General features: G+C 66.1%; 21 protein-coding genes, 1 tRNA gene and 1 pseudogene. 12 read left to right on the top strand and 11 right to left on the bottom strand.

Annotated elements, in window-relative coordinates; genetic code table 11:
* Nucleotides 1-52 precede the first annotated feature (52 nt).
* The 3 genes from OPU71_RS15430 to OPU71_RS15420 all read right to left on the bottom strand — a co-directional run bounded on the left by OPU71_RS15430 (nt 53) and on the right by OPU71_RS15420 (nt 2,364).
* The gene (locus OPU71_RS15430; protein WP_267728905.1) at nt 53-1,048 is read right to left on the bottom strand and encodes a phosphatidate cytidylyltransferase; all 996 of its coding nucleotides are present in this window, start codon (nt 1,046-1,048) and stop codon (nt 53-55) included.
* A complete protein-coding gene (locus OPU71_RS15425; RefSeq protein WP_267728904.1) occupies nt 1,045-1,677 on the bottom strand; it encodes a lysophospholipid acyltransferase family protein in 633 nt (210 codons plus the stop codon). Before OPU71_RS15425 ends, OPU71_RS15430 begins: the two co-directional genes overlap by 4 nt.
* Nucleotides 1,678-1,752: 75 nt before the next feature.
* Nucleotides 1,753-2,364, bottom strand: a complete 612-nt coding sequence (locus OPU71_RS15420) for a 5-formyltetrahydrofolate cyclo-ligase (RefSeq protein ID WP_324256072.1) — start codon at nt 2,362-2,364, stop codon at nt 1,753-1,755.
* Nucleotides 2,365-2,439: 75 nt separating this feature from the next.
* Here OPU71_RS15420 and OPU71_RS15415 point away from each other — a divergent pair, with 75 nt between their 5' ends.
* The 8 genes from OPU71_RS15415 to OPU71_RS15380 all read left to right on the top strand — a co-directional run bounded on the left by OPU71_RS15415 (nt 2,440) and on the right by OPU71_RS15380 (nt 12,507).
* A complete protein-coding gene (locus tag OPU71_RS15415) occupies nt 2,440-4,392 on the top strand; it encodes a lytic transglycosylase domain-containing protein (RefSeq protein ID WP_267728903.1) in 1,953 nt (650 codons plus the stop codon).
* 19 nt (nt 4,393-4,411) lie between these two features.
* Entirely contained in the window at nt 4,412-5,371 is a 960-nt protein-coding gene (locus OPU71_RS15410) for a complex I NDUFA9 subunit family protein (RefSeq protein WP_267728902.1), read from the top strand.
* A 14-nt stretch (nt 5,372-5,385) separates the two neighbouring features.
* Complete coding sequence (locus OPU71_RS15405; RefSeq protein WP_267728901.1) at nt 5,386-6,030, top strand: glutathione S-transferase family protein; 645 nt, start codon at nt 5,386-5,388, stop codon at nt 6,028-6,030.
* Complete coding sequence (gene cca / locus OPU71_RS15400) at nt 6,030-7,124, top strand: multifunctional CCA tRNA nucleotidyl transferase/2'3'-cyclic phosphodiesterase/2'nucleotidase/phosphatase (protein WP_267728900.1); 1,095 nt, start codon at nt 6,030-6,032, stop codon at nt 7,122-7,124. Before OPU71_RS15405 ends, cca begins: the two co-directional genes overlap by 1 nt.
* A 31-nt stretch (nt 7,125-7,155) precedes the next feature.
* Entirely contained in the window at nt 7,156-9,132 is a 1,977-nt protein-coding gene (locus tag OPU71_RS15395) for a transglycosylase domain-containing protein (protein ID WP_267728899.1), read from the top strand.
* Between the two features lie 97 nt (nt 9,133-9,229).
* Nucleotides 9,230-10,663 carry a cryptochrome/photolyase family protein gene (locus OPU71_RS15390; protein ID WP_267728898.1) on the top strand — a complete coding sequence of 478 codons (1,434 nt, stop codon included), beginning with the start codon at nt 9,230-9,232 and terminating at the stop codon, nt 10,661-10,663.
* Nucleotides 10,664-10,719: 56 nt separating this feature from the next.
* Nucleotides 10,720-11,316, top strand: a complete 597-nt coding sequence (locus tag OPU71_RS15385) for a TetR/AcrR family transcriptional regulator (RefSeq protein WP_267728897.1) — start codon at nt 10,720-10,722, stop codon at nt 11,314-11,316.
* A 90-nt stretch (nt 11,317-11,406) separates the two neighbouring features.
* Complete coding sequence (locus tag OPU71_RS15380; protein WP_267728896.1) at nt 11,407-12,507, top strand: alkene reductase; 1,101 nt, start codon at nt 11,407-11,409, stop codon at nt 12,505-12,507.
* 79 nt (nt 12,508-12,586) lie between these two features.
* Here the strand turns inward: OPU71_RS15380 and OPU71_RS15375 are convergent, their stop codons facing one another.
* Both OPU71_RS15375 and OPU71_RS15370 read right to left on the bottom strand, forming a co-directional pair.
* Complete coding sequence (locus OPU71_RS15375) at nt 12,587-13,093, bottom strand: Spy/CpxP family protein refolding chaperone (protein ID WP_267728895.1); 507 nt, start codon at nt 13,091-13,093, stop codon at nt 12,587-12,589.
* A gap of 114 nt (nt 13,094-13,207) precedes the next feature.
* Nucleotides 13,208-13,498, bottom strand: coding sequence for a hypothetical protein (locus tag OPU71_RS15370; RefSeq protein WP_267728894.1), 291 nt, complete (start codon nt 13,496-13,498; stop codon nt 13,208-13,210).
* Between OPU71_RS15370 and OPU71_RS21365 the strand changes: the two are divergent.
* A pseudogene (locus OPU71_RS21365) lies at nt 13,397-13,647 on the top strand (MOSC domain-containing protein); the annotation flags it as partial. The gene OPU71_RS15370 and the pseudogene OPU71_RS21365 sit on opposite strands and share 102 nt — an antisense overlap.
* A 3-nt stretch (nt 13,648-13,650) precedes the next feature.
* Nucleotides 13,651-13,890 carry a 3-alpha domain-containing protein gene (locus OPU71_RS15365; protein ID WP_420712392.1) on the top strand — a complete coding sequence of 80 codons (240 nt, stop codon included), beginning with the start codon at nt 13,651-13,653 and terminating at the stop codon, nt 13,888-13,890.
* A 617-nt stretch (nt 13,891-14,507) separates the two neighbouring features.
* Here OPU71_RS15365 and OPU71_RS15360 read toward each other — a convergent pair.
* From OPU71_RS15360 to thiS, 5 genes are all read right to left on the bottom strand, one after another.
* A complete protein-coding gene (locus OPU71_RS15360; RefSeq protein ID WP_267728893.1) occupies nt 14,508-15,290 on the bottom strand; it encodes a CPBP family intramembrane glutamic endopeptidase in 783 nt (260 codons plus the stop codon).
* 72 nt (nt 15,291-15,362) lie between these two features.
* Entirely contained in the window at nt 15,363-16,241 is an 879-nt protein-coding gene (locus OPU71_RS15355; RefSeq protein ID WP_267728892.1) for an aldo/keto reductase, read from the bottom strand.
* Between the two features lie 54 nt (nt 16,242-16,295).
* Nucleotides 16,296-17,012, bottom strand: a complete 717-nt coding sequence (gene trmB / locus OPU71_RS15350) for a tRNA (guanosine(46)-N7)-methyltransferase TrmB (RefSeq protein WP_267728891.1) — start codon at nt 17,010-17,012, stop codon at nt 16,296-16,298.
* A gap of 103 nt (nt 17,013-17,115) precedes the next feature.
* Nucleotides 17,116-17,901: a thiazole synthase gene (locus OPU71_RS15345; RefSeq protein WP_267728890.1), complete on the bottom strand. Its 786-nt coding sequence runs from the start codon at nt 17,899-17,901 to the stop codon at nt 17,116-17,118.
* Nucleotides 17,902-17,925: 24 nt separating this feature from the next.
* Nucleotides 17,926-18,129 carry a sulfur carrier protein ThiS gene (gene thiS / locus OPU71_RS15340; protein ID WP_267728889.1) on the bottom strand — a complete coding sequence of 68 codons (204 nt, stop codon included), beginning with the start codon at nt 18,127-18,129 and terminating at the stop codon, nt 17,926-17,928.
* Nucleotides 18,130-18,296: 167 nt separating this feature from the next.
* Here thiS and OPU71_RS15335 point away from each other — a divergent pair, with 167 nt between their 5' ends.
* Together OPU71_RS15335 and OPU71_RS15330 are read left to right on the top strand one after the other, a co-directional pair.
* Nucleotides 18,297-20,183 (top strand): autotransporter domain-containing protein, encoded by a 1,887-nt coding sequence (locus tag OPU71_RS15335; protein WP_267728888.1) that lies wholly within the window; start codon nt 18,297-18,299, stop codon nt 20,181-20,183.
* Between the two features lie 91 nt (nt 20,184-20,274).
* A tRNA-Gly gene (locus OPU71_RS15330) sits at nt 20,275-20,348 on the top strand.
* Between the two features lie 108 nt (nt 20,349-20,456).
* Here OPU71_RS15330 and OPU71_RS15325 read toward each other — a convergent pair.
* Nucleotides 20,457-22,070, bottom strand: coding sequence for a methyl-accepting chemotaxis protein (locus tag OPU71_RS15325; RefSeq protein WP_267728887.1), 1,614 nt, complete (start codon nt 22,068-22,070; stop codon nt 20,457-20,459).
* Between the last annotated feature and the right edge of the window lie 296 nt (nt 22,071-22,366).

Raw genomic sequence — 22,366 nt, 5'->3', positions numbered from 1 at the left:
GAAAAAAAGGCCGGCGTGAAGCCGGCCTTTTTCATTCCCGCGCTGACGCCAATCAGCTCGCGTAGAAGTAACGCACCAGGTGAAAGTAGATCGGTGCTGCGAAAGCCACCGGCGCCACGCGATCCAGCATGCCGCCGTGGCCAACGATCGAGTGCCCCCAGTAGCGCACCCCGCGGTCGCGTTTGATTGCGGTCATCACCAGGCTGCCAAGGAAGCCCATCCAGGTTGCCGCCAGCGCGATGCCGAAAGCGGCCCACACGCCAAACGGCGTAATCCAGGCCAGTATCGCTCCGAGGATGGCGGCGCCGAACCCACCCAGCACCAGGCCTTCCCAGGTACGCGTCAGCGAAATGCCGGGCGCCGCCGGGGTACGCCCAAGGCGTGCCGAGAAGAACTTCTGCAACACATCGCCGCTTTGCACCACGATGACCAGGAAGGCAATCAGCAGGAGCTGCCGGCCGCCGTAGCCGTGAATCCGCAAGCCGAGCAATTGCGGCACGTTGGCCAGGCAATACACGCAGATCATCAAGCCCCACTGCACGTTGGCGGCTCGGTCCATGAAACGCTTGGCGTCGCCGCGCAGGGCGGAAATGATAGGCAGGAAGAGGAAGGCGAAGACCGGCACCCACAGGTCGGTGAACATCAGCCAGCCGTGCCAGACCCCCAGGTAGTGCAGCGGCAAGACCAGGAAGAATGCGGCCAGCAGGGTCCAGTGATCGCCCAGTCGCGTTGGCGACAGGGTGATGAACTCACGCAGCGTGCCGAACGAGGCAAACGCGAACAACAACGCAACGCCCTTGCGCCCGGCAAGAAACGCGACGCCGATCCACGCCACCATGATCCACCAGCCCCGCACGCGCGCGATGTAGCTCTCGATCACCCCCACGCGGCGGCCGCGCACGCGCCGCCTCAGGTAGCGGCCGAACAGGGTTGCCAGGATCAGCACCAGGAAGACACCGCCGAACAGCAAGGCGGTGGTCTCGCGCGGCCCCATGTTGGGCCCGGTCCACGGCGGCACGGGCAGCTTGCTCAGATCAAAGCCCATCATTCGAGCGGCTCCTCGCCCTTGGGCGCCCACGATTGCAGCACGCTGCGCGCGCGGTGCAGGAATTCATCGCGATCCTCGTCCTGCGCCAGCCCCATCGGCTCGCCAAAGCCCACGGTGCAGATCAAGGGCACCGGCAGGATCTGGCCCTTGGGCAAGACGCGGTTGAGGTTGGCCAGCCAAACCGGCACAAGCTCAACCTGCGGGTGGCTTTCAGCCAGGTGGAAAAGCCCCGCCTTGAAGGGCAGCAGCTCATCGCCCAGGTTGCGCGTGCCTTCGGGGAAGATGATCAAGGAATCGCCGGCATCGAGCGCCTTGCGCATCACCTCCAGCGGGTCTTCGCCACCGGAACGCGAGCGATCGACCAGCACCGCGCGGAAGACCTTGTGGATCAGGAAGCGCCGCACCGGCGACTTTTCCCAGTAGTCCGACCCCGCCACCGGCCGCGTCTGCATGCGCAGCCGCTTGGGCAGGCTTGCCCAGATCAGGACGAAATCGACATGGCTGGAGTGATTCGCGAAATAGATGCGCTGGGCCGGCGCAGGTGCGCAGCCCAGCCAGCGAGCCTGTACGCCGGTGAGGATCCGCGCAAACCCGCAAATCAGCCAGGCGACAAAAGATTCAAGGGACATCAATGCAGCTCGGGATTACAAGGCGCGAATGGTGCACGCCGCCCCCGCTTCGCGCAAGCAAGCGGATCAAAAGCGCTATCCGCCGGAAAACGGGCCGAACGTGCCTCGTTCTGTCACGATCCAGTCAAGCGGCCGATCATGCGCTTCGGGCAGGATGCTCTCGACGCGACCAAGCTCGAAGCCCACCCCCACGGTGCGGACCAAGCCGGCACGCGCGGCCAGCGTGCGATCAAAGAAACCGCCCCCGTAGCCAAGTCTGAACCCCTTGTCGTCAAAGGCGTTGAGCGGCACCAGCAGCAGATCAGGATCGAGCGGCTGGAACTTGGCTGGAACCGGAATGCCGAACGCATCGGGGCGCATCGGATCACCCGGCACCCAGCGCGAAAACGCCAACGGTGCCTGCGAAGCCTGCACCACCGGGAGCGCCGCAACGCGATCGGGCGCCGCGGCCAACCAGCCAGCGATCCAGTCGGTCAGGTCGGCTTCGCCACGGTAAGGCCAGCAGAAAGCCAGCACCTGCGGGTGCAAGCGGGCAAGCAAGGCGTCGAGCGCGCGGCACAGGGCCTGCGTGGACGAGTGCCGCACCTGGGCATCCAGCGCCTCGCGCGCAGCAATCGCGCGGCGCCGCATTTCGCGCCGCAAAGCCTTGTCCGGCGCGGCTTCCGGAACACTGAAGGCGGTTGTCAAAGTGCTATCCTTTGGCAGAATCAAAGCCCGGCACCCAATGGCGCCGGCATACGGCAGCAATTTGGAGTTTACGGAATGAAGCAGGTGTTGTGCATGGTGATCGCGCTGGGCGCGGTTCAACTGGCCAGTGCCGCCGGCGGTGATGAACGCTTTCTCGCCGGCCGCGAAGCCGCGCGCGCGGGTGATCTGGCACGGCTGCACCAGCTTGCCGGCCAGCGCGACGGCGATCCGCTCGACGCCTACATCGACTACTGGGCGCTGAGCGTGCGCCTGGCGCGCAAGGACGATGTCGATGCCGACCTGGCCGCTTTCACCGCGCGGGAAGAAGGCACCCTGCTGGCCGAACGGGCCCGCAACGACTGGATTCGCGCCGCGGCACGCGCGCAACGCTGGGATCTGGTGCTGCGCGAGAGCGCCATGCTGCGCCAGCCCGATCAGGAAATGAACTGCTGGACGCTGCAGGCGCGCTTCAATCAGGGCGACCCCCATGCGCTCAAGGATGCCGAAGCGCAGTGGGACAGCACGGCCGAGCCCGGCGAGGCCTGCACCCCGGTGATCGCCGCCGTGGCGGTGAGCAAGTCTGAAGACGCGATCTGGCAGCGCGCACGCCGCCTGGTCGACGCGCGCCGTTACGGCGCCGCCGCAGCCACCGTCGCTACCCTGCCACCACCGGGCGCGCCCGCCACGGCAGTGAGCGAAGCGCTCGACAAACCGCTGCGCTGGCTCAGCAAGAACCTCGGCATCAATAACCGGACGCAACGTGAGATCACCGTGCTGGCGCTCGCACGCCTGGCACAGACCGACTACAGCGGCGCGGCCGCCCGCGTTGAAGCGCTCGGCACATCGCTCTCGCCCGGCGATCGGGCGTGGCTCTCGGGGGTGCTGGGCTGGCAGGCCGCGCGCGGCAATCAACCCGAAGCGCTAGCCTGGTACCGGGCTGCAGGCAGCGCCCCGCTGTCTGAAGAATCGCGCGCCTGGCAGGTCCGTGCCGCCTTGCGCAACAACGCTTGGGGTGAAGTGCGCCGTGCCATCGAAGCAATGCCGCCCTCACAGCGCAAGCAGCCGGAATGGATCTACTGGTACGGGCGCGCCCTGCTCGAAACCAAGCGCGTCGCGCAGGGCCGCGAAGAGCTCGAACGGATTGCCGATACGCCCAGCTTCTACGGCATGCTGGCCGGCGAAGAACTGGGCCGCCCCTTCGTCGCGCCGCGCGGCGCCAAGCCGCCCAGCCGCAGCGAGATCGCCAAGGTCGAATCCGATGTGTCGATCCGCCGCTCGCTCGCGCTGTTCCGCCTGGATGGCCGCGTGGACGGCGTGCGCGAATGGAACTGGGCGATGCGGGGCGCCGACGACCGCACCCTGCTCGCCGCCGCCGAACTGGCCCGCCGCGAACAGCTCTACGACCGCGCCATCTACAGCGCCGATCGCACCCAGACCGAGCACGATTACGGCCTGCGCTACCTCGTCCCGCACTTCGACAAGGTCGAACCCGCCACCAAGCGCTGGGGGCTCGACGTCTTCTGGGTCTATGGCCTGATCCGGCAGGAAAGCCGCTTCGTCACGGCCGCGCGCTCGTCCGCCGGCGCGCAGGGCCTGATGCAGGTGATGCCCGGCACCGCCACCTATGTCGCCAAGAAGCTCGGCGTGCCGTACTCACGCGGGCAGGCCTATGACATGGACACCAACATCATGCTGGGCACCGCCTACCTCAAGATGGTGCTCGACAAACTCGACGGCAATCCAGCGCTGGCATCGGCGGCGTACAACGCCGGGCCCGGCCGCATCCCGCGCTGGAAGGCGAGCAGCCCGATGGAAGGCGCGGTCTTCGCGGAAACCATTCCGCTCTCTGAAACCCGTGACTATGTGAAGAAAGTGCTCGCCAACTCGGTCGCCTACGCGGCCGTGCTGACCGGCAAACCGCAATCGCTCAAGCAGCGCCTGGGCATCATCCAGCCGGCCGGCACGCTTGGTTACGATGCGGCCGAACTGAACACCATGCCGTCGGGTGACGGCGCCAACCCACCTTGAAGTAGCCCCAGAGCGAAGCATGCAACTCAAAAGCGTTCTCCTGATCGGCGGTTCCGGATTCCTTGGCCGCCACCTTGCCAACCAGCTCAGCCGGCGCGGGGTTCGCGTCGTGGTGCCGACGCGCCGGCGCGAACGTGCCCAGGCGCTTTACCCGCTGCCAACGGTCGAGGTGGTGGAAACCGACATCTACGCCGAAGGCAGCCTCGAAACCCTGATGCGCGGCGTCGATGCGGTGGTGAATTTCGTTGGCGTGCTGCATTCGCCTGCCGGCCAACCCTATGGCCGCGACTTTGCCCGTGCCCATGTCGATCTGCCGCGCCGCATCGTGGCCGCAGCCAGCGCAGCCGGGGTCACGCGGCTGGTGCACATCAGCGCACTGGGCGCCGATGCGAACGGCCCATCGGAATACCAACGCTCCAAGGCCGCCGGCGAAGCCGCGATTCGCGAAAGCGCTGCAGGCCTGCGCTGGACCATCCTGCGCCCCTCGGTGGTGTTCGGCCCGGAAGACCGCTTCCTCAACCTGTTCGCCACGCTCGCGAGCGTTCCGGTCCTGCCCCTGGGCGGTGCGAAGGCACGCTTCCAGCCGGTGTTCGTCGGCGATGTGAGCCGTGCGATTCTGGCCGCGCTGGAAGAAGACCGCGGCATCGGTGAGACCCACGAACTGGCCGGGCCGGCGGTCTACACGCTGGCTGAACTGGTGCGCTACGCCAGCCGGCAGGCGGGCAAGCGCACGCTGGTGCTGCCGCTGCCGCGCAGTCTCGCAATGCTGCAGGCCACCGTGCTGTCGTGGCTGCCGGGCGGCCTGATGAGCCCGGACAACGTGCGTTCGATGGATTCGGACAACGTCGCCAAGGGCGCGCCGCAGCCCTTCGGCCTGGTGCCCACCGCGCTCGAAGCGGTGGCGCCGGCATGGCTGGGCCAGAAAACCCTGCGCGGGCGCTACCCGGCCATGCGCGCTTCCAGCGATCGCAACCCCTGAGCCAAGGCACACGGATGAAACTCGTCATCGCCAACAAGAACTACTCGTCCTGGTCGCTGCGCGCATGGATCGGCCTGCGCGCGGTCGGCCAGCCCTTCGAAGAAGTCCGCGTGCTGCTTGATCAGGCGGATACGCAGGAACGCATCCTTGCGCATTCGCCCTCGGGCAAGGTGCCCTGCCTGATCGATGGCCCGCTCGTCGTGTGGGATTCGCTCGCGATCATCGAAACCATGGCCGAGCGCTTTCCGCAGCTGTGGCCCGCAACCAGCACGCAAAGGGCCCACGCCCGCGCGGTTTGCGCAGAAATGCATTCGGGCTTTGCGGCACTGCGCAGCCAGATGCCGATGAACATCCGCCGCAGCCTGCCCGGCCGTGGCCGCACGCCGGCCTCGGAAGCCGACATCGCCCGCATCATCGCGATCTGGCTTGATTGCCGCCGCCGCTATGCCAAACAAGGGCCCTACCTGTTCGGCGCCTTTTCGGCCGCCGACGCAATGTTCGCCCCGGTGTGCTTCCGTTTCATGAGCTATGGCGTCGAACCCACCGGCGAAGCCGGCGCTTACCTTGCGACCATGCTCGCCCACCCCGCGATGCGCGAATGGCAAGCCGGTGCGCTGGCCGAAACCGAGATCGTGCCCTCCGACGAATTGCCCGCCTGATGAAAGCCTACGTCGTCGGCGGCGCCGTCCGCGATGCCCTGCTCGGCCTGCCGATTGCCGACCGCGACTGGGTGGTCGTCGGCGCCAGTCCCGAAGCCATGATCGCCAAGGGTTTCAAGCCGGTGGGGCGCGACTTTCCGGTGTTCCTGCATCCGCAGTCGCACGAGGAATACGCACTGGCCCGTACCGAGCGCAAGACTGGCCCCGGCTACCACGGCTTCAGCGTCCATGCCGCGCCCGACGTGAGCCTTGAGCAAGACCTTCAGCGGCGCGATCTGACGATCAACGCGATGGCGCGCGACGAAGCCACCGGCCAGCTGTTCGACCCCTGGGGCGGCCAGCGCGATCTGGCGGCCAAAGTGCTGCGCCATGTCAGCCCGGCATTTTCCGAAGACCCGGTGCGCATCCTGCGTCTGGCGCGCTTTGCCGCACGCTTTGCCGATTTCAGCGTGGCCGACGAAACCATGACGCTGATGCGGCAGATGGTGGATGCCGGCGAGGTGGACCACCTGGTGCCTGAACGCGTTTGGCAGGAAGTCTCGCGCGGGCTGATGAGCGCGCATCCTTCGCGCATGTTCGAGGTGCTCTCGCAGTGTGGCGCACTCGCGCGGCTTGCGCCGGCCATGCAGAGCGCGTGGGCGCGGGCCGGCAAGCTGATCGCACACCGGCTCGATCACGCCGGCACGCTGCCGCTCGAAGGGCGCTTTGCGCTGCTGGCCGCGGCGCTCGACAGTGTTGCATCGGTCGAAGCCATCTGCATCGATCTGCGTGTGCCCACTGAATGCCGCGAACTGGCCGAGCTGCTGTGGAGTGAGCAACAACTCTTCGAGAAAACCGCCGCGCTCGATGCGCCCACGCTGATCGCGCTGTTCGACCGTTGCGACGCCTGGCGCCGTGGCAGCCGCTTTGCCGAACTACTGGCCAGCGCCGCCCATCTGGTGCCGCGCGTGCCGCTCGATCGCATCGTCAAGGCACTCGAACGGGCCCGTGCGGTGGATGCCGGCGCGGTTGCCAAACTGTGCATGGATAAAAGCGAGATCCCGCGCCGCGTGCGCGATGCGCGCGTGGTGGCCGTCGCGAAGGGGCTGATCTAGCCTCATGCGGTGTGTGCGCCGGATCGCCTGCATGCTGGCGCTGCTGTGCGGCGCCGCGCAGGCACAGCTCCCCAGCTTCGAGCAGGTGCGCGCCGCGCATCAGCCCTCTGACGCGCTGCTGCTAGACCGCAACGGCGAGCCGCTTGCCGATCTGCGTTTCAACCTCAAGGTACGGCGCTTCGAATGGGTGCCGCTGGCGCAGTTCTCCCCCGCGCTGCGCGAAGCCCTGATCGCCGCTGAAGACCGCCGCTTCTTCGAACACGAAGGCGTGGACTGGCGCGCCTTCGTCGGCTCGCTGTGGCACAACCTGTGGCACGACAACAAGCGCGGCGGCTCAACCCTGACAATGCAACTGGCCGGCCTGCTCGACCCCGCCATTGCGCTGCCCAACACCCCCGGCGGGCGCCGCAGCTACGGGCAGAAGTGGGATCAGGGCCTCGCCGCGCAGGAACTCGAAGCGCGCTGGACCAAGGCACAGATCCTTGAGGCCTACCTCAACCTGGCGCCCTTCCGCGGCGATCTGCAGGGCGTGCATGCCGCCAGCGCGGTGTTCTTCGGCAAGACCCCTGGCTCGCTCGACCGCCCCGAGGCGCTGCTGGTCACCGCCCTGCTGCCCAGCCCCAACGCCCGCGCCGACCGCATCGCCAAGCGCGCCTGCGCCCGCGCACGCAAGATGAACGCGGCCAATCTCTGCCCGCGCGTCAGCGAGCTGGCGCCACGGCTCGATACCCCGCGCAACCGGCCGCGTTTCACGCTTGCCCCACAGCTTGCGCGGCGCCTGCTGCACAACGGGGGCGAGCGCATCGTCAGCACGCTCGACAGCGCCACACAGCAAGCCGCCACCGAAGCACTGCGCCACGCGCTGCAGGTATCCGCGCGGCGCATCACGGCGAGCGCCGCCATCGTCGTGGACCAGGCCGATGGCAGCGTACGTGCCTGGGTCGGCGGCCTGGAGCCCGACGACATCGACGCGGTGGCCGGCGTGCGCAGCATGCAGCCGGCGCTGTGGATGCCCTTCGCCGCCGCCAACCTGGTCGAGCGCAAGCTCGCCCACGGCGCCAGCCTGCTGCCGATCAGCAGCGAGGGCGAAGCGCCCTGGCGCAGCCTGCGGATGCTGGTGCAGCACGCCGAAGCCAACCCGATCGCGCCGCTGCTGGGCCTGGCCGAACTGCCGCTCGACCGGATGCGGCAAGCCGGCATCGACCTGCCGCGCGATCCGACCGCCGCGCCCGAAATGAACCTGCTGCAGGCCACCCAGGCGCTGCGCCCCTTCAGCACCGGCGGGCAATGGCAGGCGCTGCGCTGGTTGAGCGACACCCCGCCCGCGCCGGCGCGCAAGCTGTGGCGCGCCGACACCAGCTACATCGTCGGCGAATGGCTGGCCGATCTTGCCCAGCGCGGCGGCGCAAGCGAACTGCTGAGCCCCGAATCGGGCTGGCAGACGGTGTGGCGGATGAGCGATCCGGGCAACGAAACCAGCATTGCCTTCAGCGGCGGCGAACGCTACGCGATTGCGGTGCTGGTGGCCGGCAGTGGCGGCGGCAGCGAACACCCGGCGCGGCTGGCCAGCCGCGGGCTGCGCGAAGTGCAGCGCCAGCTCGCGTTGCCAGTTTCGCGCGCGCCGCGCACGCCCGCCAGTGTGCTCAACACGGTGGTGGCCTTCGATCCGCCGATCGAACCCGCGCGGCGCGAGTGGTTCCTGCGCGGCACCGAAGTCGCCTTGTCCTCACCACCGGAATTTGCCACCGGCGAGCGCCAGATCCTGCACCCGCAAGCAAGCACCCAGCTGGTGGTGCTGCATCCGGGCGAATCGCTGGTGCTCGAGGCCACGCCCGCTGCGCGCGGCGGCCGTTGGTGGGCCGACGGCGAGTTGCTCGGCGAAGGTCCGCGCATCATCTGGGCGCCGCCCGCCGGCCGCTACCGGCTGGAACTGCGCAGCCCCGATGGCAGCGTGTGGGACAGCCGTGAATTCACCCTCGAACACGCCAGCCGCGACACCGAACGCTAAGCCGCCGCAACGCCCGCAGGCTGCGACGCGAGCAGCGTGCGACTGAACTCGCCAACGCCCCCGTTGTCTTTGAGCCACCCTCTCTTTGCGAGCTGACATGTCCGCTGCCCTTGTGTGGTTCCGCCGCGATCTGCGCGACCACGACCACGCCGCGCTCTACCACGCACTCAAGGCGCACACGCAGGTGTACTGCGCCTTCGTCTTCGACCGCGCGATCCTCGATGCGCTGCCGAGCCGCCGCGACCGCCGAGTCGAGTTCATCCACGCGAGCCTGATCGAACTCGATGCCGCCTTGCGCGCACGGGGCGGCGGCCTGATCGTGCGGCACGCCGATGCGCGTGAGGCGATCCCGCCGCTCGCGCTGGAACTGGGCGCGTCGGCGGTGTATGCCAACCACGACTACGAGCCGGCTGCGCTGGCACGCGACGATGCGGTGCGCGGCGCGCTCGGTGCCGCCGGGCTCGCCTTCCACACATTCAAGGACCAGGTGATCTTCGAGAAAAGCGAGGTACTCACCGGCGCCGGCAAACCTTTCTCGGTGTTCACGCCCTACCGCAACGCCTGGCGCAAGGCACTCACGCCCTTCCATCTCAAGGCCTATCCGGTTGAGCGCTATGCCGCCCACCTTGCCGCGCCGCCCGCCGCGTCGATCCCGAGCCTGGCCGAATTGGGTTTTGCCCCAAGCAACCTCGCCGAACTGAAGCTGCCCTGCGGCATGCGCGGCGCGCGGCAACTGTTCGACGACTTCCGCCAGCGAATCGCCGACTACGGCCGCGCGCGCGACTTCCCGGCGGTGAAAGGCGTCTCCTACCTCTCGATCCACCTGCGCTTTGGCACCATTTCGATCCGCGAGCTGGCGCGCTTTGCGCAGGAACAGGCCAACGAAGGCGCCGAGGTCTGGCTCAACGAACTGATCTGGCGCGATTTCTACCAGCAGGTGCTGTGGTACCGGCCGGATGTGGTGACGCAAAGCTTCCGCAGCGAGTACGACGCGGTGCAGTGGGAAGAAGGCGAGGCGGCCGAGCGCCTGTTCGCCGCATGGTGCGAGGCGCGCACCGGCTACCCGATCGTCGACGCCGCGATGCGCCAACTGAACCAGACCGGCTGGATGCACAACCGGCTGCGCATGGTGGTCGCCAGCTTCCTCACCAAGGATCTGGGCATCCACTGGCTGCGCGGCGAGCGCTACTTTGCCGACACGCTCAACGACTACGACCTCGCCGCCAACAACGGCGGCTGGCAGTGGGCCGCCTCCACCGGCTGCGACGCGCAGCCCTGGTTCCGCATCTTCAACCCGGTGACGCAATCGCAGCGCTTCGATGCGCAGGGCCGCTTCATCCGCCGCTACCTGCCCGAACTCGCGGATCTGCCCGACAAGCTGATCCACGAACCCTGGCTGATGAGCGCGATCGACCAGTCCGCCTACCGCTGCACCCTGGGGCGCGACTACCCGAAGCCGATCGTCGACCACGCTGCCGCGCGCGAACGCACGCTGGCCCGCTTCAAGGCCGTCCGCCCCACCGGCGATTGACCCCGGATCAGCCAACACTTGCGCACTAGACGACCGGTCTAGTACAGTTCGCCCCCATGGACCGCCCAACCGACACCCGCGAGCACATCCTCGAAACCGCCGAAGCCCTGATCCTGGGCAAAGGCTTTTCGGCGGTGGGGCTCGGCCCCATCCTCACCGCAGCGGGGGTGCCCAAAGGCTCGTTCTATCACTGGTTCCCGTCCAAGGAAGCCTTCGGCGTGGCGCTGCTCGAACGCTACTTCGCCAGCTACCTCGACAAGCTCGACGAACAGTTCAGCCGCCCGGCCGGCACCGGCCGGGCCCGCGTGCTGGCCTACTTCGCCGAGTGGATGGATCGCCACCGCGACGGCGGCGGCTGCGCGCAGCAATGCCTGGCGGTGAAGCTGGCGGCCGAGGTGGCCGACTTGTCCGAGCCGATGCGACAAGCGCTGGAAGTCGGCACCCGCCGCGTCACCGCACGCATCGCCGCGGCGCTCGAAGGCGCGCGGCTTGATGGATCTTTGCCCGGCGGGCTTGAGCCGGCGAGCCTCGCGGTCACGCTGTACACGTTGTGGATTGGCGCCAGCGTGCTCGCCAAGGCCCAACGCAGCGCCCAACCGTTTGAAGCGGCGTGGGCGCACACGCTCCACATTCTGGGGGCCGACGCGATCTGAAACCCCTGATTCGCCTTGGCCCGTTTTTGCGGCCGGCCACTAGCCGACCGGTCTAATCCTTCAAAGCAGCTCACCCACAGGAGTCGCACCATGACCAACAAGAAACTGTTTTCGCCCCTCAAACTCGGCAGCCTGACCCTGCCCAACCGCATGTTCATGGCGCCGCTGACCCGCCAGCGCGCAGCGCAACCGGGCAATGTGCCAACGGCGCTCAACGCCACCTACTACGCCCAGCGCGCCTCGGCCGGCCTGATCGTCACCGAGGCCACGCAGGTGATGCCGGAAGGCCAAGGCTACGCCTGGACACCCGGCATTCACAGCGATGAACAGCAAGCCGGCTGGAAGCTGGTGACCGACGCGGTGCACGCGGCCGGTGGCCACATCGCCTTGCAGCTATGGCATGTTGGCCGGATCTCGCATCGCCATGTGCAACCGAACCTGCAGTTGCCGGTGGCGCCCTCGGCGATCCAGGCGAACGCGCAAACCTTCGTCGTGCATCCGGACGGCAGCATGGGCATGGTGCAAACCGACCTGCCGCGCGCGCTTGAAACCGCCGAGCTGCCCGGCATCGTTGCCGCCTTCCGCGCCGCCGCCCGCCGTGCGGTGGATGCCGGCTTCGATCTGGTCGAAATTCACGCCGCCAACGGCTACCTGCTCGATCAGTTCCAGAGCACCGGCCCCAACCAGCGCACCGATGCCTACGGCGGCAGCGTCGAGAACCGCGCCCGCCTCACGCTTGAAGTGGTGGACGCGGTGGTCGCAGAAATCGGCGCCGAACGCACCGGCATCCGCATCTCGCCCTTCGGCACCTTCAACGACATCGCCGATACCGAAGCCGAAGCGATGGGCTTCTACCTGGCCGAGCAGTTCAACGCCCGCAAGCTGGCCTATGTGCACGTCGCCGAGCCGGACTGGGCTGGCGGCCCGCAACTCGCCGACGCCTTCCGCGCCGGCCTGCGCGCCCGCTACCAGGGCGTGCTGGTGTTCGCCGGGGGCTACACCGACGCCAAGGCCGAAGCGCTGATCGCCGCCGGCATTGCCGACGCAGTGGCCTTCGGCCGCGCCTTCCTGGCCAACCCGGATCTGCCGGCGCGTTTCGCCAAGGGCGCCGAGCTGAACGCGCCGGACGCCGCCACCTTCTACGGCGGCGCCGACAAGGGCTACACCGACTACCCCGCGCTCAGCGCCTGAATGCCGGGCAGTACGCAAACAAACGGCCGGGTTTCCCCGGCCGTTTTCACTGGCTACCCGCTGAACAAGCTGGCGGTACTTACGGCGCCGGTGCCGGGCCGGGGCCACGACCACCCTTGCCACCACGATGCGCCATCATCATGCTGTGTGAGTCGAAGGTCTTCTTCTGCTCCGGCGTGAGTTGCGCATAGAAGGTCTTCAACTCGGCCAGGTGCTTTTCCATCTGCGCCTGGTGGGTCTTCGAGCGCTCCAGCATCAACTCCATCCGCTCGGGCGCGGGCTTGGCTGCGAGCGCTGCCGGGTCGGGGCGATTCTTCATCATCGCCGCCATGTCGGCCGTGCGGCTGTCGCGGAAGGCCTTCCAGGCCGGCTCCTGCGCAGCGCTGAGCTTGAGCGCATCGTGCAGCGCGTCGAAGCGCTTGGCGGCGCGTTGCTCCATCTGTGCCGGGTCGCCACGCATCGGGCCCATGCCCATGCCGCCATCCATCGGGCAGCCCCCGCGCCCGGCCGCCACCGGCAGCGCCAGCGCCGCACTGGCCACGCCAGCCGCAATCAAAGCAAGGGTGCGTGTCTTGAAGCTTTTCATGATCAATCTCCTGTCATCGGATCCGGGTCGGGCCCATGTCCGACCCCGCACTTGCATTGAAGCACCGGCCCGCCGAAAAGGTGTTCCTCCTGCAGGGGGGCATGTTTCCGTTTGTTACCCGCGCGCCCCTAGAATCGCGCCATGCCTACCCTGATCCTCACCGGCGCCATCGCGCAACTGCCCGACGGCAGCTCCTCGGCGATGCAGAAGCGCACGGTCACCGACGCCTTGCGGCTCGGGCGCTACGGCTTTGCCGGCGACGAACAGGCCGACCGCCGCTTCCACGGCGGGCCCGATCAGGCGCTGCACTACTACCCCGCCGAACACTACGCCGCGCTCGCCGCCCGCTTCCCCGCCCTCGCCCGCTTCGGCCCCGGCGATCTGGGCGAAAACCTCTCGGATCACGGCTGGCTTGAAACCGAAGTGCGGCTCGGCGACGTGTTCGCGCGCTCGGCCCCTGCCGGATTGAAGTCAACCAGCCGCGCGTGCCCTGCCACAAGATCGCCAAGCGCCTCGACGAACCCGAAGCACCCGCCTTCGTCGCCGCCAGCGCCCGCATCGGCTGGTACTTCCGCGTCATCGAAAGCGGCATCGTCAGCCCCGGCGATTCGCTGCAGCTCATCGACCGCAGCGAAACCCACCCCACGATCGAACAACTCTGGCGCACCCGCCTCGACCCCGCCGCCAACCCGGCCCTGATCCGAGCGTGGGCGCAACACCCCGCGCTCGGCAAAGCCTGGCGCGCAAAGTTCACCGAACGCGCCGAGTGGCTGGCGCGGAATCCGCAGTTGTTTTGAGGGCGGGGCGCAAGGGCGAAGGCTGCGCGAGGTCGGCCCGCCAGCCCAGAAATTCTGCCCCCAGCCCGCGAAAATGAGTGAATGCAAGCCCTGCCCCCTTGGTTCTGGCATTCAAAACCTCTCCACTCTGGGATCCATTTCAATTGAAGCAGTCATTACTCGAAATTTCTGTCGCTGCGTCGCCAGAGGGCTAAGGCCCACAAGAGCAAAGCGATTCCGCCCACAGCAAATTGAATTGCTAATCCATATGCGCCCAGGTATTCATACACGGTCCGATACCACCACGCGAGAGACCCTCTAAATGGCGGCCTAGATGGGCTATAGAACTCGAAGACAGCTACTACCAAACAAACAAGACCAGCGGCCAGATATGTGCGTGCCTTTTGCATATTGATTTCCAGATACTCAAACGTACGGGGTCACGAGTGCGAAAGTACGGGGTCAGGTGTTGCACTCGTTCATTCTGAGCGGCAGTGAGAATGTGCGAATGCAAAACCCGACACTAAAGTTCTTCCCCCGGACCGAATAAATGAGTGAATACAAGCGCTCACACCGAGGTGAAAATGCAAGACCTGGCCTCGAGGATCAAGTGCTGGCGCAAATCGTTGGGATTCGTTTCATTCCGCACAACCGACCGGGCTGCGCCAACGTAGGCAGGTTACGCAACTCCACCCACCAACCAGAATCCACGCAGCAACCTCAAGTCCAGAAGCGAGATCTCCGGCCAAGGATAATCCTTCACGTCCCAATAGGTCATACACGCCAGTCCATGCATTGTGACCAGCATGCATCAGCGCAACCGCGAAGAAAGACCGGGTTGCGATGAATGTCAATGAAAGTACGACACTGACCAGAACTAAGAACAGAAACCCGCTGATGCTAGGTGGAAAGTGAAGAGCGGAGAACGCTACGCTTGAAATCAATATGTACCCTCCGATTCCGAATCTCGAAGCGAGAGTCCAAAACAGGAAGATGCGGAACACCCATTCCTCCGCGACGCCAACTGAGATCCCCCTGAGCAGCGCGCCGACGATGGCTTCAACATCGGACAAAAACAACGCCTTCGCGTCGGTTCCGAATACAGCCGCTGAGAACGTCGCAATTCCGATAGTGGATGCGAAGATAGTTTTGGCCGGTGGAGCTTGGCGGAGGCCATTCGGCAGGAAGATCGAAAGAAACAGAACTGTTGGCGCTAGGCTCAACGCGAATTCAATCAGGGATGGCGATGATCCAGGCACGAGCAAGAGATCAAACCACGAAGTCATCGCCAGAATCGCCAACATGAAAGCGAAAAAGCGCTCAAGAGTTCGAAGATCATGGAAAACTCCGTCATCAGCACCCCAAACGTTGCGCCAGGATTCGCCAAATAGGCCCAATTTGATGCTGAATGCTCGTTTCACCATTACTACGCCGCCTTTCCTAAAGCACTCACCCATCCCACCGCCCCGATCCAGCAATCGCCAGCGTCGTGGCTAAAGCTGCCCGCGCCAATCGCGGTCGTGCTGCATGAAGGCGGCGCGCAGGCCGCCGACCCAGTAGTCGGGCAGCGCGCCGGACTGTAACCATTCGATGTTCTGCGCGAGGTTGGCGGGGTTTGCGGTGCCGACGATGGCGCTGGAGACGCCAGGAATTGAGGCGGCGAAGCGGATCGCGAGTTCGCCCCAGGGGTGGCCGTAGTGGGTGAGGTTCATCGCGCGCCAGCGCAGCCAGTATTCCTCGCTGTAGTCGCCGACCGGGCGCTCGGCGAAGCGCCAGGGGTGGTTGGCGGAGGGGCGTTTGGCGATGAAGCCTTTGCCGGCGATGCGCGGCAGGGCGTCGGCGATGACGCGCTGGTCGCAGAGGTTGAGCGAGGCCATGAAGCCATCGAAGTGGCCGCAATCGATGGCGAAATCGAGGTCTTCGTTCTCGCCAGAATAGGCGATGGCCCGCACTTTGCCGGCCTGCTTGGCGGCTTCGAGCGCGCGGATGACTTCGCCCTGCGCGAGCACGCTGGCGGGGCAGGAGTGCAGGTGCACGATGTCGAGGTGGTCGGTGCGCATGCGCTGCAGGGCGGCTTCGACGCCGGCGGTGATGCAGGGGGCTGTCCAGTCCGCACAGCCTTCGATGCCGTAGCCGAGCTTGGTCGAGAGCACGACTTCGTTGCGCCGCTGGGCAAGGTGCTGGCCGATGCGTTGTTCCGAGAGGCCGTAGCCGCGCGCGGTGTCGATGAGGGTGATGCCGGCGTCCACCGCGGCGTTGAGCAGGCGGGCGACATCGGCTTCCGCGAGCCGCGCATCGCCGATCTGCCCGGCCCCGAGGCCGAGCGCCGAAACCATCAAACCAGTATTGCCGTATGGGCGTTGCGGAATCATGGCTGGCGCTCCTGAGGTGGTGCTTGTGATGGCGCGCTCCCGGCGCCGGGGGCGTCAGGCCTTGCGGCGGAAGACGAGATCCCACACGCCGTGGCCGAGCTTGAGGCCGCGGTTTTCGAACTTGGTCAGCGGCCGGTAGTCAGGCTTGGGGGCGTAGCCTTCTGCGGTGTTTTCGAGCAGGGGCTCTGCCGATAGCACGTCGAGCATCTGCACGGCGTAGTCTTCCCAGTCGGTCGCGCAGTGGATGTAGCCGCCGGGCGCGAGCCGCTTGGCGAGTTCGTGCACGAAGGGCCCCTGGATAAGGCGGCGCTTGTTGTGGCGGGCCTTGTGCCAGGGGTCGGGGAAGTACACATGCACGCCGGCGAGCGAGCCTTCGGCGAGCATGTCGCGCACCACCTCGAAGGCGTCGTGCTGCATGACGCGGATGTTCGGAATATCACGCTCGGCGATGAGCTTGCACAGGTTGCCCACGCCGGGGCCGTGCACTTCGATGCCGAGGAAGTTGTCGCCCGGCCGGGTCTGCGCAATCGTGGCCGTGGTGTCGCCCATGCCGAAGCCGATCTCCAGGATCGTCGGCGCGCTACGGCCGAAGGCGGCGGCATAGTCAAGCGGCGCGCTGCGGTAGTCGATGCCCCAGCGCGGCATGCCTTCGATGATGGAGCGCTCCTGCGCCTGCGACATGCGGCCCTGGCGCACAACATAACTGCGGATCGGGCGGGTCTTGGGATCGTCGGCGGAGAGCAGCTTGCGTGCTTCGGGGGTATCGCTCATGTCGGGTACCGGAAATGCAGTGCCGCGGGTTTCGCCAGGGGGCGCGGATCAGCAAGCTGCTGCCGCATCCCCCGCGAGCGCCGCGGCACGGGGTTGAGTCTTGTCAGCCGCCGATGAGGCCGGTGGTGGGCGAGCTGGGGCTGGCGGCGTAGAGCTTGCGCGGCATGCGGCCGGCACGGAAGGCTTCGCGCCCGGCCACCACCGCCTTGTTCATTGCGCTGGCCATCAGCACCGGGTCTTGCGCCAGCGCGATCGCGGTGTTCATCAGTACGCCGTCGCAACCAAGTTCCATCGCGATCGCGGCGTCCGACGCGGTGCCGACGCCGGCATCGACAATCACCGGAACCTTGGCTTGCTCGATGATGAGCTTGAGGTTCCACGGGTTGAGGATGCCCATGCCGGAGCCGATCAGCGAGGCGAGCGGCATCACCGCAACGCAGCCAATCTCTTCAAGCATCTTGGCCTGGATCGGGTCGTCGGAGCAGTAGACCATCACCTTGAAACCATCCTTGACCAGCGTTTCGGCGGCCTTGAGGGTCTCGGGCATGTTCGGGAACAGCGTGTGCGGATCGCCCAGCACTTCGAGCTTCACCAGATCGTGCCCGTCGAGCAGCTCGCGCGCGAGGCGCAAGGTGCGCACCGCATCGTCGGCGCTGTAGCAGCCGGCGGTGTTGGGCAAGTAGGTGAATTCGGAGGGCGGCAGCGCGTCGAGCAGGCTCGGGGCGTTCGCGTCCTGGCCGATGTTGGTGCGGCGGATCGCGACGGTGACGATCTGCGCGCCCGAGGCGACGACGGCCTCGCGCGTCTGCGCGAAGTCTTTGTACTTGCCGGTGCCGACCAGCAAACGGGAAGTGTACGACGTACCGGCAATGATCAGCGGATCGTTCATGTTTGGCGTGCTTGAGAGTGGAATTCAGCCGCCGCCGACGGCGACGACGATTTCAAGGCGATCACCCTGCTCAAGGCAGACTTCGGCGTGGCGACCCTTGGGGACGATTTCGCCATTGCGCTCGACCGCAAGGCGCTTGCCGGCATAGCCGAGACGCTCAAGAAGGTGGGCAACGGAAGTGGCGGCGGGCAGATTCTGGGGGGCGCCGTTGAGGACAATCTCGATCATGGCATTTCCGCGACAGTGGCGAGGATTCTAACACGCACCCTGCTACGCTTAAGGCTTGCCGGAAAAGCAGGTCGGTGCCAAGATCCCGATCCATACGCATCCGTACTGACAGCAGCGCCCGCAGATGCGTCAAAACATACCAACAAAAGACACACGAGGAGACAAAGATGTTCATTCGCCGTCCGCTCGGCCTGGCCGTTGCTGCGTTGTTCGCACTGCCCGTTAGCGCTGCCGATTTCACCAACACCTATTTCTTTGGCGACAGCCTCACCGATTCGGGCTACTTCAAGCCCGCACTCACCGCCGGAGGCGCTGGCGCCTTGGTAACTGCCGGCTATGCAGGCAAGTTCACCACCAACCCCGGCCCGGTCTGGTCTGAAGCGCTGGCGGCCAAGCTGGGCACCACGGCAGCTCCGAGCAATACCGCGGGCGGCACGAACTACGCCCAGGGCGGCGCGCGAATCAATGCAACCCCCGGTTTCGGCGGTAGCGTCGCCACGGCGGCCACGCCGATCACCACGCAAGTTGGCAACTACCTCGCTGCACACGGCGGCGCGGCGGATGCCAACGCGCTGTATGCCATGTGGGGTGGCGCCAACGACATCTTCTGGGCGGTAACGCCGGTGGCGGGCGGGGGCGGCGGCCTTGCGGCATCCGCGCTGCCGGGCTTCGTGCTCACCACGGTTTCGCAGCAGGTGGCGGCGATTGAAGCGCTGAAGAATGCCGGTGCCAAGTACATCATCGTGCCGAGCCTGCCCAACATGGGCCGCACGCCGGCCGCGCTGGCCGCCGGCCCCACCAGCGCAGCTGGCCTGACGCAGCTCTCTTCGTCCTACAACGGCCAGCTCTTCGGGCAGATCGCAGCGAAGGGGCTCAACGTGATCCCGCTCGATACCTACAACCTGCTGACCGAAGTGCAAGCGAACGCCGCGGCCTACGGTTTCTCCAACCCGGGTACCGGCGTTGCCTGCCTGACCTCGGCCTCGAACCCGACCGGCACCTCGCTGCTGTGCGGCGCGCCGGGCACCACGGTGGCCAACCCGCAGGAGTACATGTTCGCCGACGGCGTGCATCCGACAACCCGCACCCACGCAGTGGTTGCGGACTACGCGTACTCCATGCTGATGGCGCCGCAACAGATCGGCATGCTGGCAGAAACCCCGGTGCGCACCCGCAGCGCGCTCACCAACACCCTGCTCGATCAGGGCATGGAATCGCCCACCAAGCCGAGCCGTGCCTGGGCTAACGCCAACGGCGGCAAGCTCAAGTACGACGAGTCGAGCGAGTTCGCCGGCGCCGATGGCACCCCCTTCGGCCTGACGATCGGTTACGACACCCGCACCAAGCTCGGTGGCCTTGGCATTGCCTTCAACGCCAACGGCTACAACCCCGACCTGGGCGGCAATGGCGGCAGCTATTCGCAAACCGAACTGAACGTCAGCATGTACGGCGGCATGATCTTCGGGCAGCTCGGCGTGTCGTTTGCCGGCACCCTCGGCTACCTTGAATACGACGTCGATCGTAACGTCACGCTGGGCAGCGTCACCCGCACGATGACCGGCACCACCGAGGGCACCAACATCTCGGCCGCACTGCAGGCGTTCTACCAATTGCAGTCCGGCAAGATGACGCACGGCCCGGTGCTGGGCCTGACGGCACAGCGCGTCCAGGTTGATGGCTACGACGAAGACAAGGAAGGCGGCGCTTCAACTGCGCTGACCTACGGCCAGCAGACCCGTCAGTCGGTGATCGGCCGCGTTGCGTATCAGCTGAGCTACGACGCCACCAGCTTCATCCCCTACGGCCGCATCGGTTACGAGTACGACTTCGTCGACACCCAGGACCGCGAAATCTCCGTCGGCCTGCCTTCGCTGTACGCGGGCAAGTTCTCCTTGCCGGCTGGCGAAGTGGACAAAGGCGCTGCCACCGCTCAGCTTGGCAGCCGCTTCCACCTCAGCAAGCAGTTGGCCGCCTGGATTGAACTGAACGGCGCATTCGGCCGGGAAAGCATCTCCGACTACGGCCTCAACGGCGGCCTGCGTTACGCGTTCTAAGGCATTGTTTGCCTGAAGCACCCGCGGCCCGGTACAATCCGGGCCGCTTTCACGTTTTGGCACACGCCAGAACGTCACCAGAGCAGCCCGAGCGGGCGTCGTATAATGGTAATACCCTAGCTTCCCAAGCTAGAGCCGTGGGTTCGATTCCCATCGCCCGCTCCAGATTTCACGTCAGCGCCGTCTGAGCGACTGGCAGACACAAGCCAACCGACTCTCGTTGGCTTTTTGTTTTTCTGTGCCGGAGAGGCCCTGCCGTGAAGGGCGTGCAGGCTAGAGACGATAGCTCTCAACGCCACGGCCCAGCCGGGCGGCAAGTTGCTCCAGATGGCTAGCAGCCTCGCGCGCGACGCTGGCGGTGGCTGCGTTTTCTTCGGCAAGGCGTGCCATCGTTTCAACCGCACGGGCAATGCCTTGCGTTGCCTCACCTTGCTGACGAATCGCATCGGAGATCTCGGTCACCTGCTCGAAGGCCTTGCGCGCTCCGTCGCCGATCAAGCGGATGGCGTGGCTGGCTTCGCCCGCCTCGGCGACGCCACGATCAACCCCGAGCACCGCAGCGCGCATCCCGTCGGATGCCTTGCCTGCGCTGCTTGCGATCTGACTGATGATTTCGGTGATGTGGCGGGTGGACTTCGATGTCCTTTCAGCAAGCTTGCGCACTTCGTCGGCGACAACCGCGAAACCGCGGCCCTGCTCTCCGGCGCGCGCCGCTTCGATGGCGGCGTTAAGTGCCAGCAGGTTGGTCTGATCGGCAACTTCGCGGATCACCGCCACCACCTGCCCGATCGCCTGGCTGTGTTGTTCCAGTTCAGCGAGCCGTTCAGCCGCACTGGCGACAGTGGCGGCGATCTCGTTGATACGGGCGACCGTAGTCGCGATCACCTGCTCGCCCTCTTCGGCAAGGCGGCCAGATTCCAGCGCAATCGCGCGCGCATCGGCCGAGCGGTCGGCCACATGATTGATGCTGACGGTGACTTGCTCCATCGCCGCCGCCATCTCTGAAACACCATCCGACTGCGACGCGCTGCGCTCGGCAATTCCCGCAGCGGTGGCGCGCATCTCAGCCGAAACGCCGGTCAGCTCGCCAATGCCGTCGCGAATCGCACCCAAATGCCCGCGCAGAGTCAGCAGCAATCGGTTGAATGCAGAGACCGTATCCGCCACTTCAGCGTGACCTTGCGCGGGCGCCTGAAGCAGGAAATCATGCTCGGCTTCGACGCGCACTACCACGTTGCGCAAACTGGCCAGCGGCTGTGCCGTGTCGGCGTAGATCCGGCGGCCGTAGAACGCCATTGCGATGGCACCAAGCAGCGTCAAAAGCGCGCCCAACAAGACCACGTTGCGGAAGCTGGCGGCAGCGTGCAGCGACTCTGCGGCGGCACGCTGTTGCACATGATCGAGATGCTTCGCCAGCGCGAGGCTTACGTTCTCTGCCAGGGGCGCCGCATCGAAAAGCGTATCGCGCGCTTCAACCATGACCTGATCACGGTTGAACTGCAGCGCTTCGTCCATCTTTGCCAAATAGGCCTTGAGCGCCACGGACGAGGCATCGAGCAGGCGGCGTTCCTGCTCACCCATGAGTTGCTCACGCAACCGCGAGAGGCTTGCATCCAGTGCAGCGCGGCGTGCCGCGAGTTGCCTGTCGACCTCCGCCATCTTGGTGGCGTCGTTGTTCAGCACATGAAAGTTCGCCAAGGCCCGCAGTTCCGCGAATTCGGCGCGGGTGGCCGCAATGGCCTGAGTTTCGGGAAGCGTGCGTGAATAGACGTAGTCCAGACTGCCGTTGATGCGATTCGCCTGCCATGCCCCGCTCAGGCCCAACGCAAACAGCACTGCGATTGAGGCAAGGACAAAGACGATCAGGCGATGGGCAATGGACGACATGAGACGCGAACTCCGGCGGCATCGGTAGAGGGATTCCCGCCTTATCGGCCGGCCTCGCAGCGAATGAATACCGTGTCACGAAAGGTTCACATTCCAGCCTGCTCGATGCGCCGCAGCCCAGTGCGCGCGAAGCCTGCATTCGGAGCGCGCAGGCGGCCGGGCGGAGCACTGTCACGAGCGTTCTCATGTCTGGCCGCAGAAAACAAAAACGCCGCCCTTTGGGCTAATGCCAGTCAGTTAAGCCCGTAGGCCCGCTGATCCGGTAAAAAGGGAACGTGTTGAACACGTTCCCTTTT

It is taken from the genome of Niveibacterium sp. 24ML (assembly GCF_026586805.1).
Lineage (GTDB): Bacteria > Pseudomonadota > Gammaproteobacteria > Burkholderiales > Rhodocyclaceae > Niveibacterium.
Note: the sequence above shows the minus strand (reverse complement) of the source record. Positions and strands in the feature narration are given on the sequence as shown.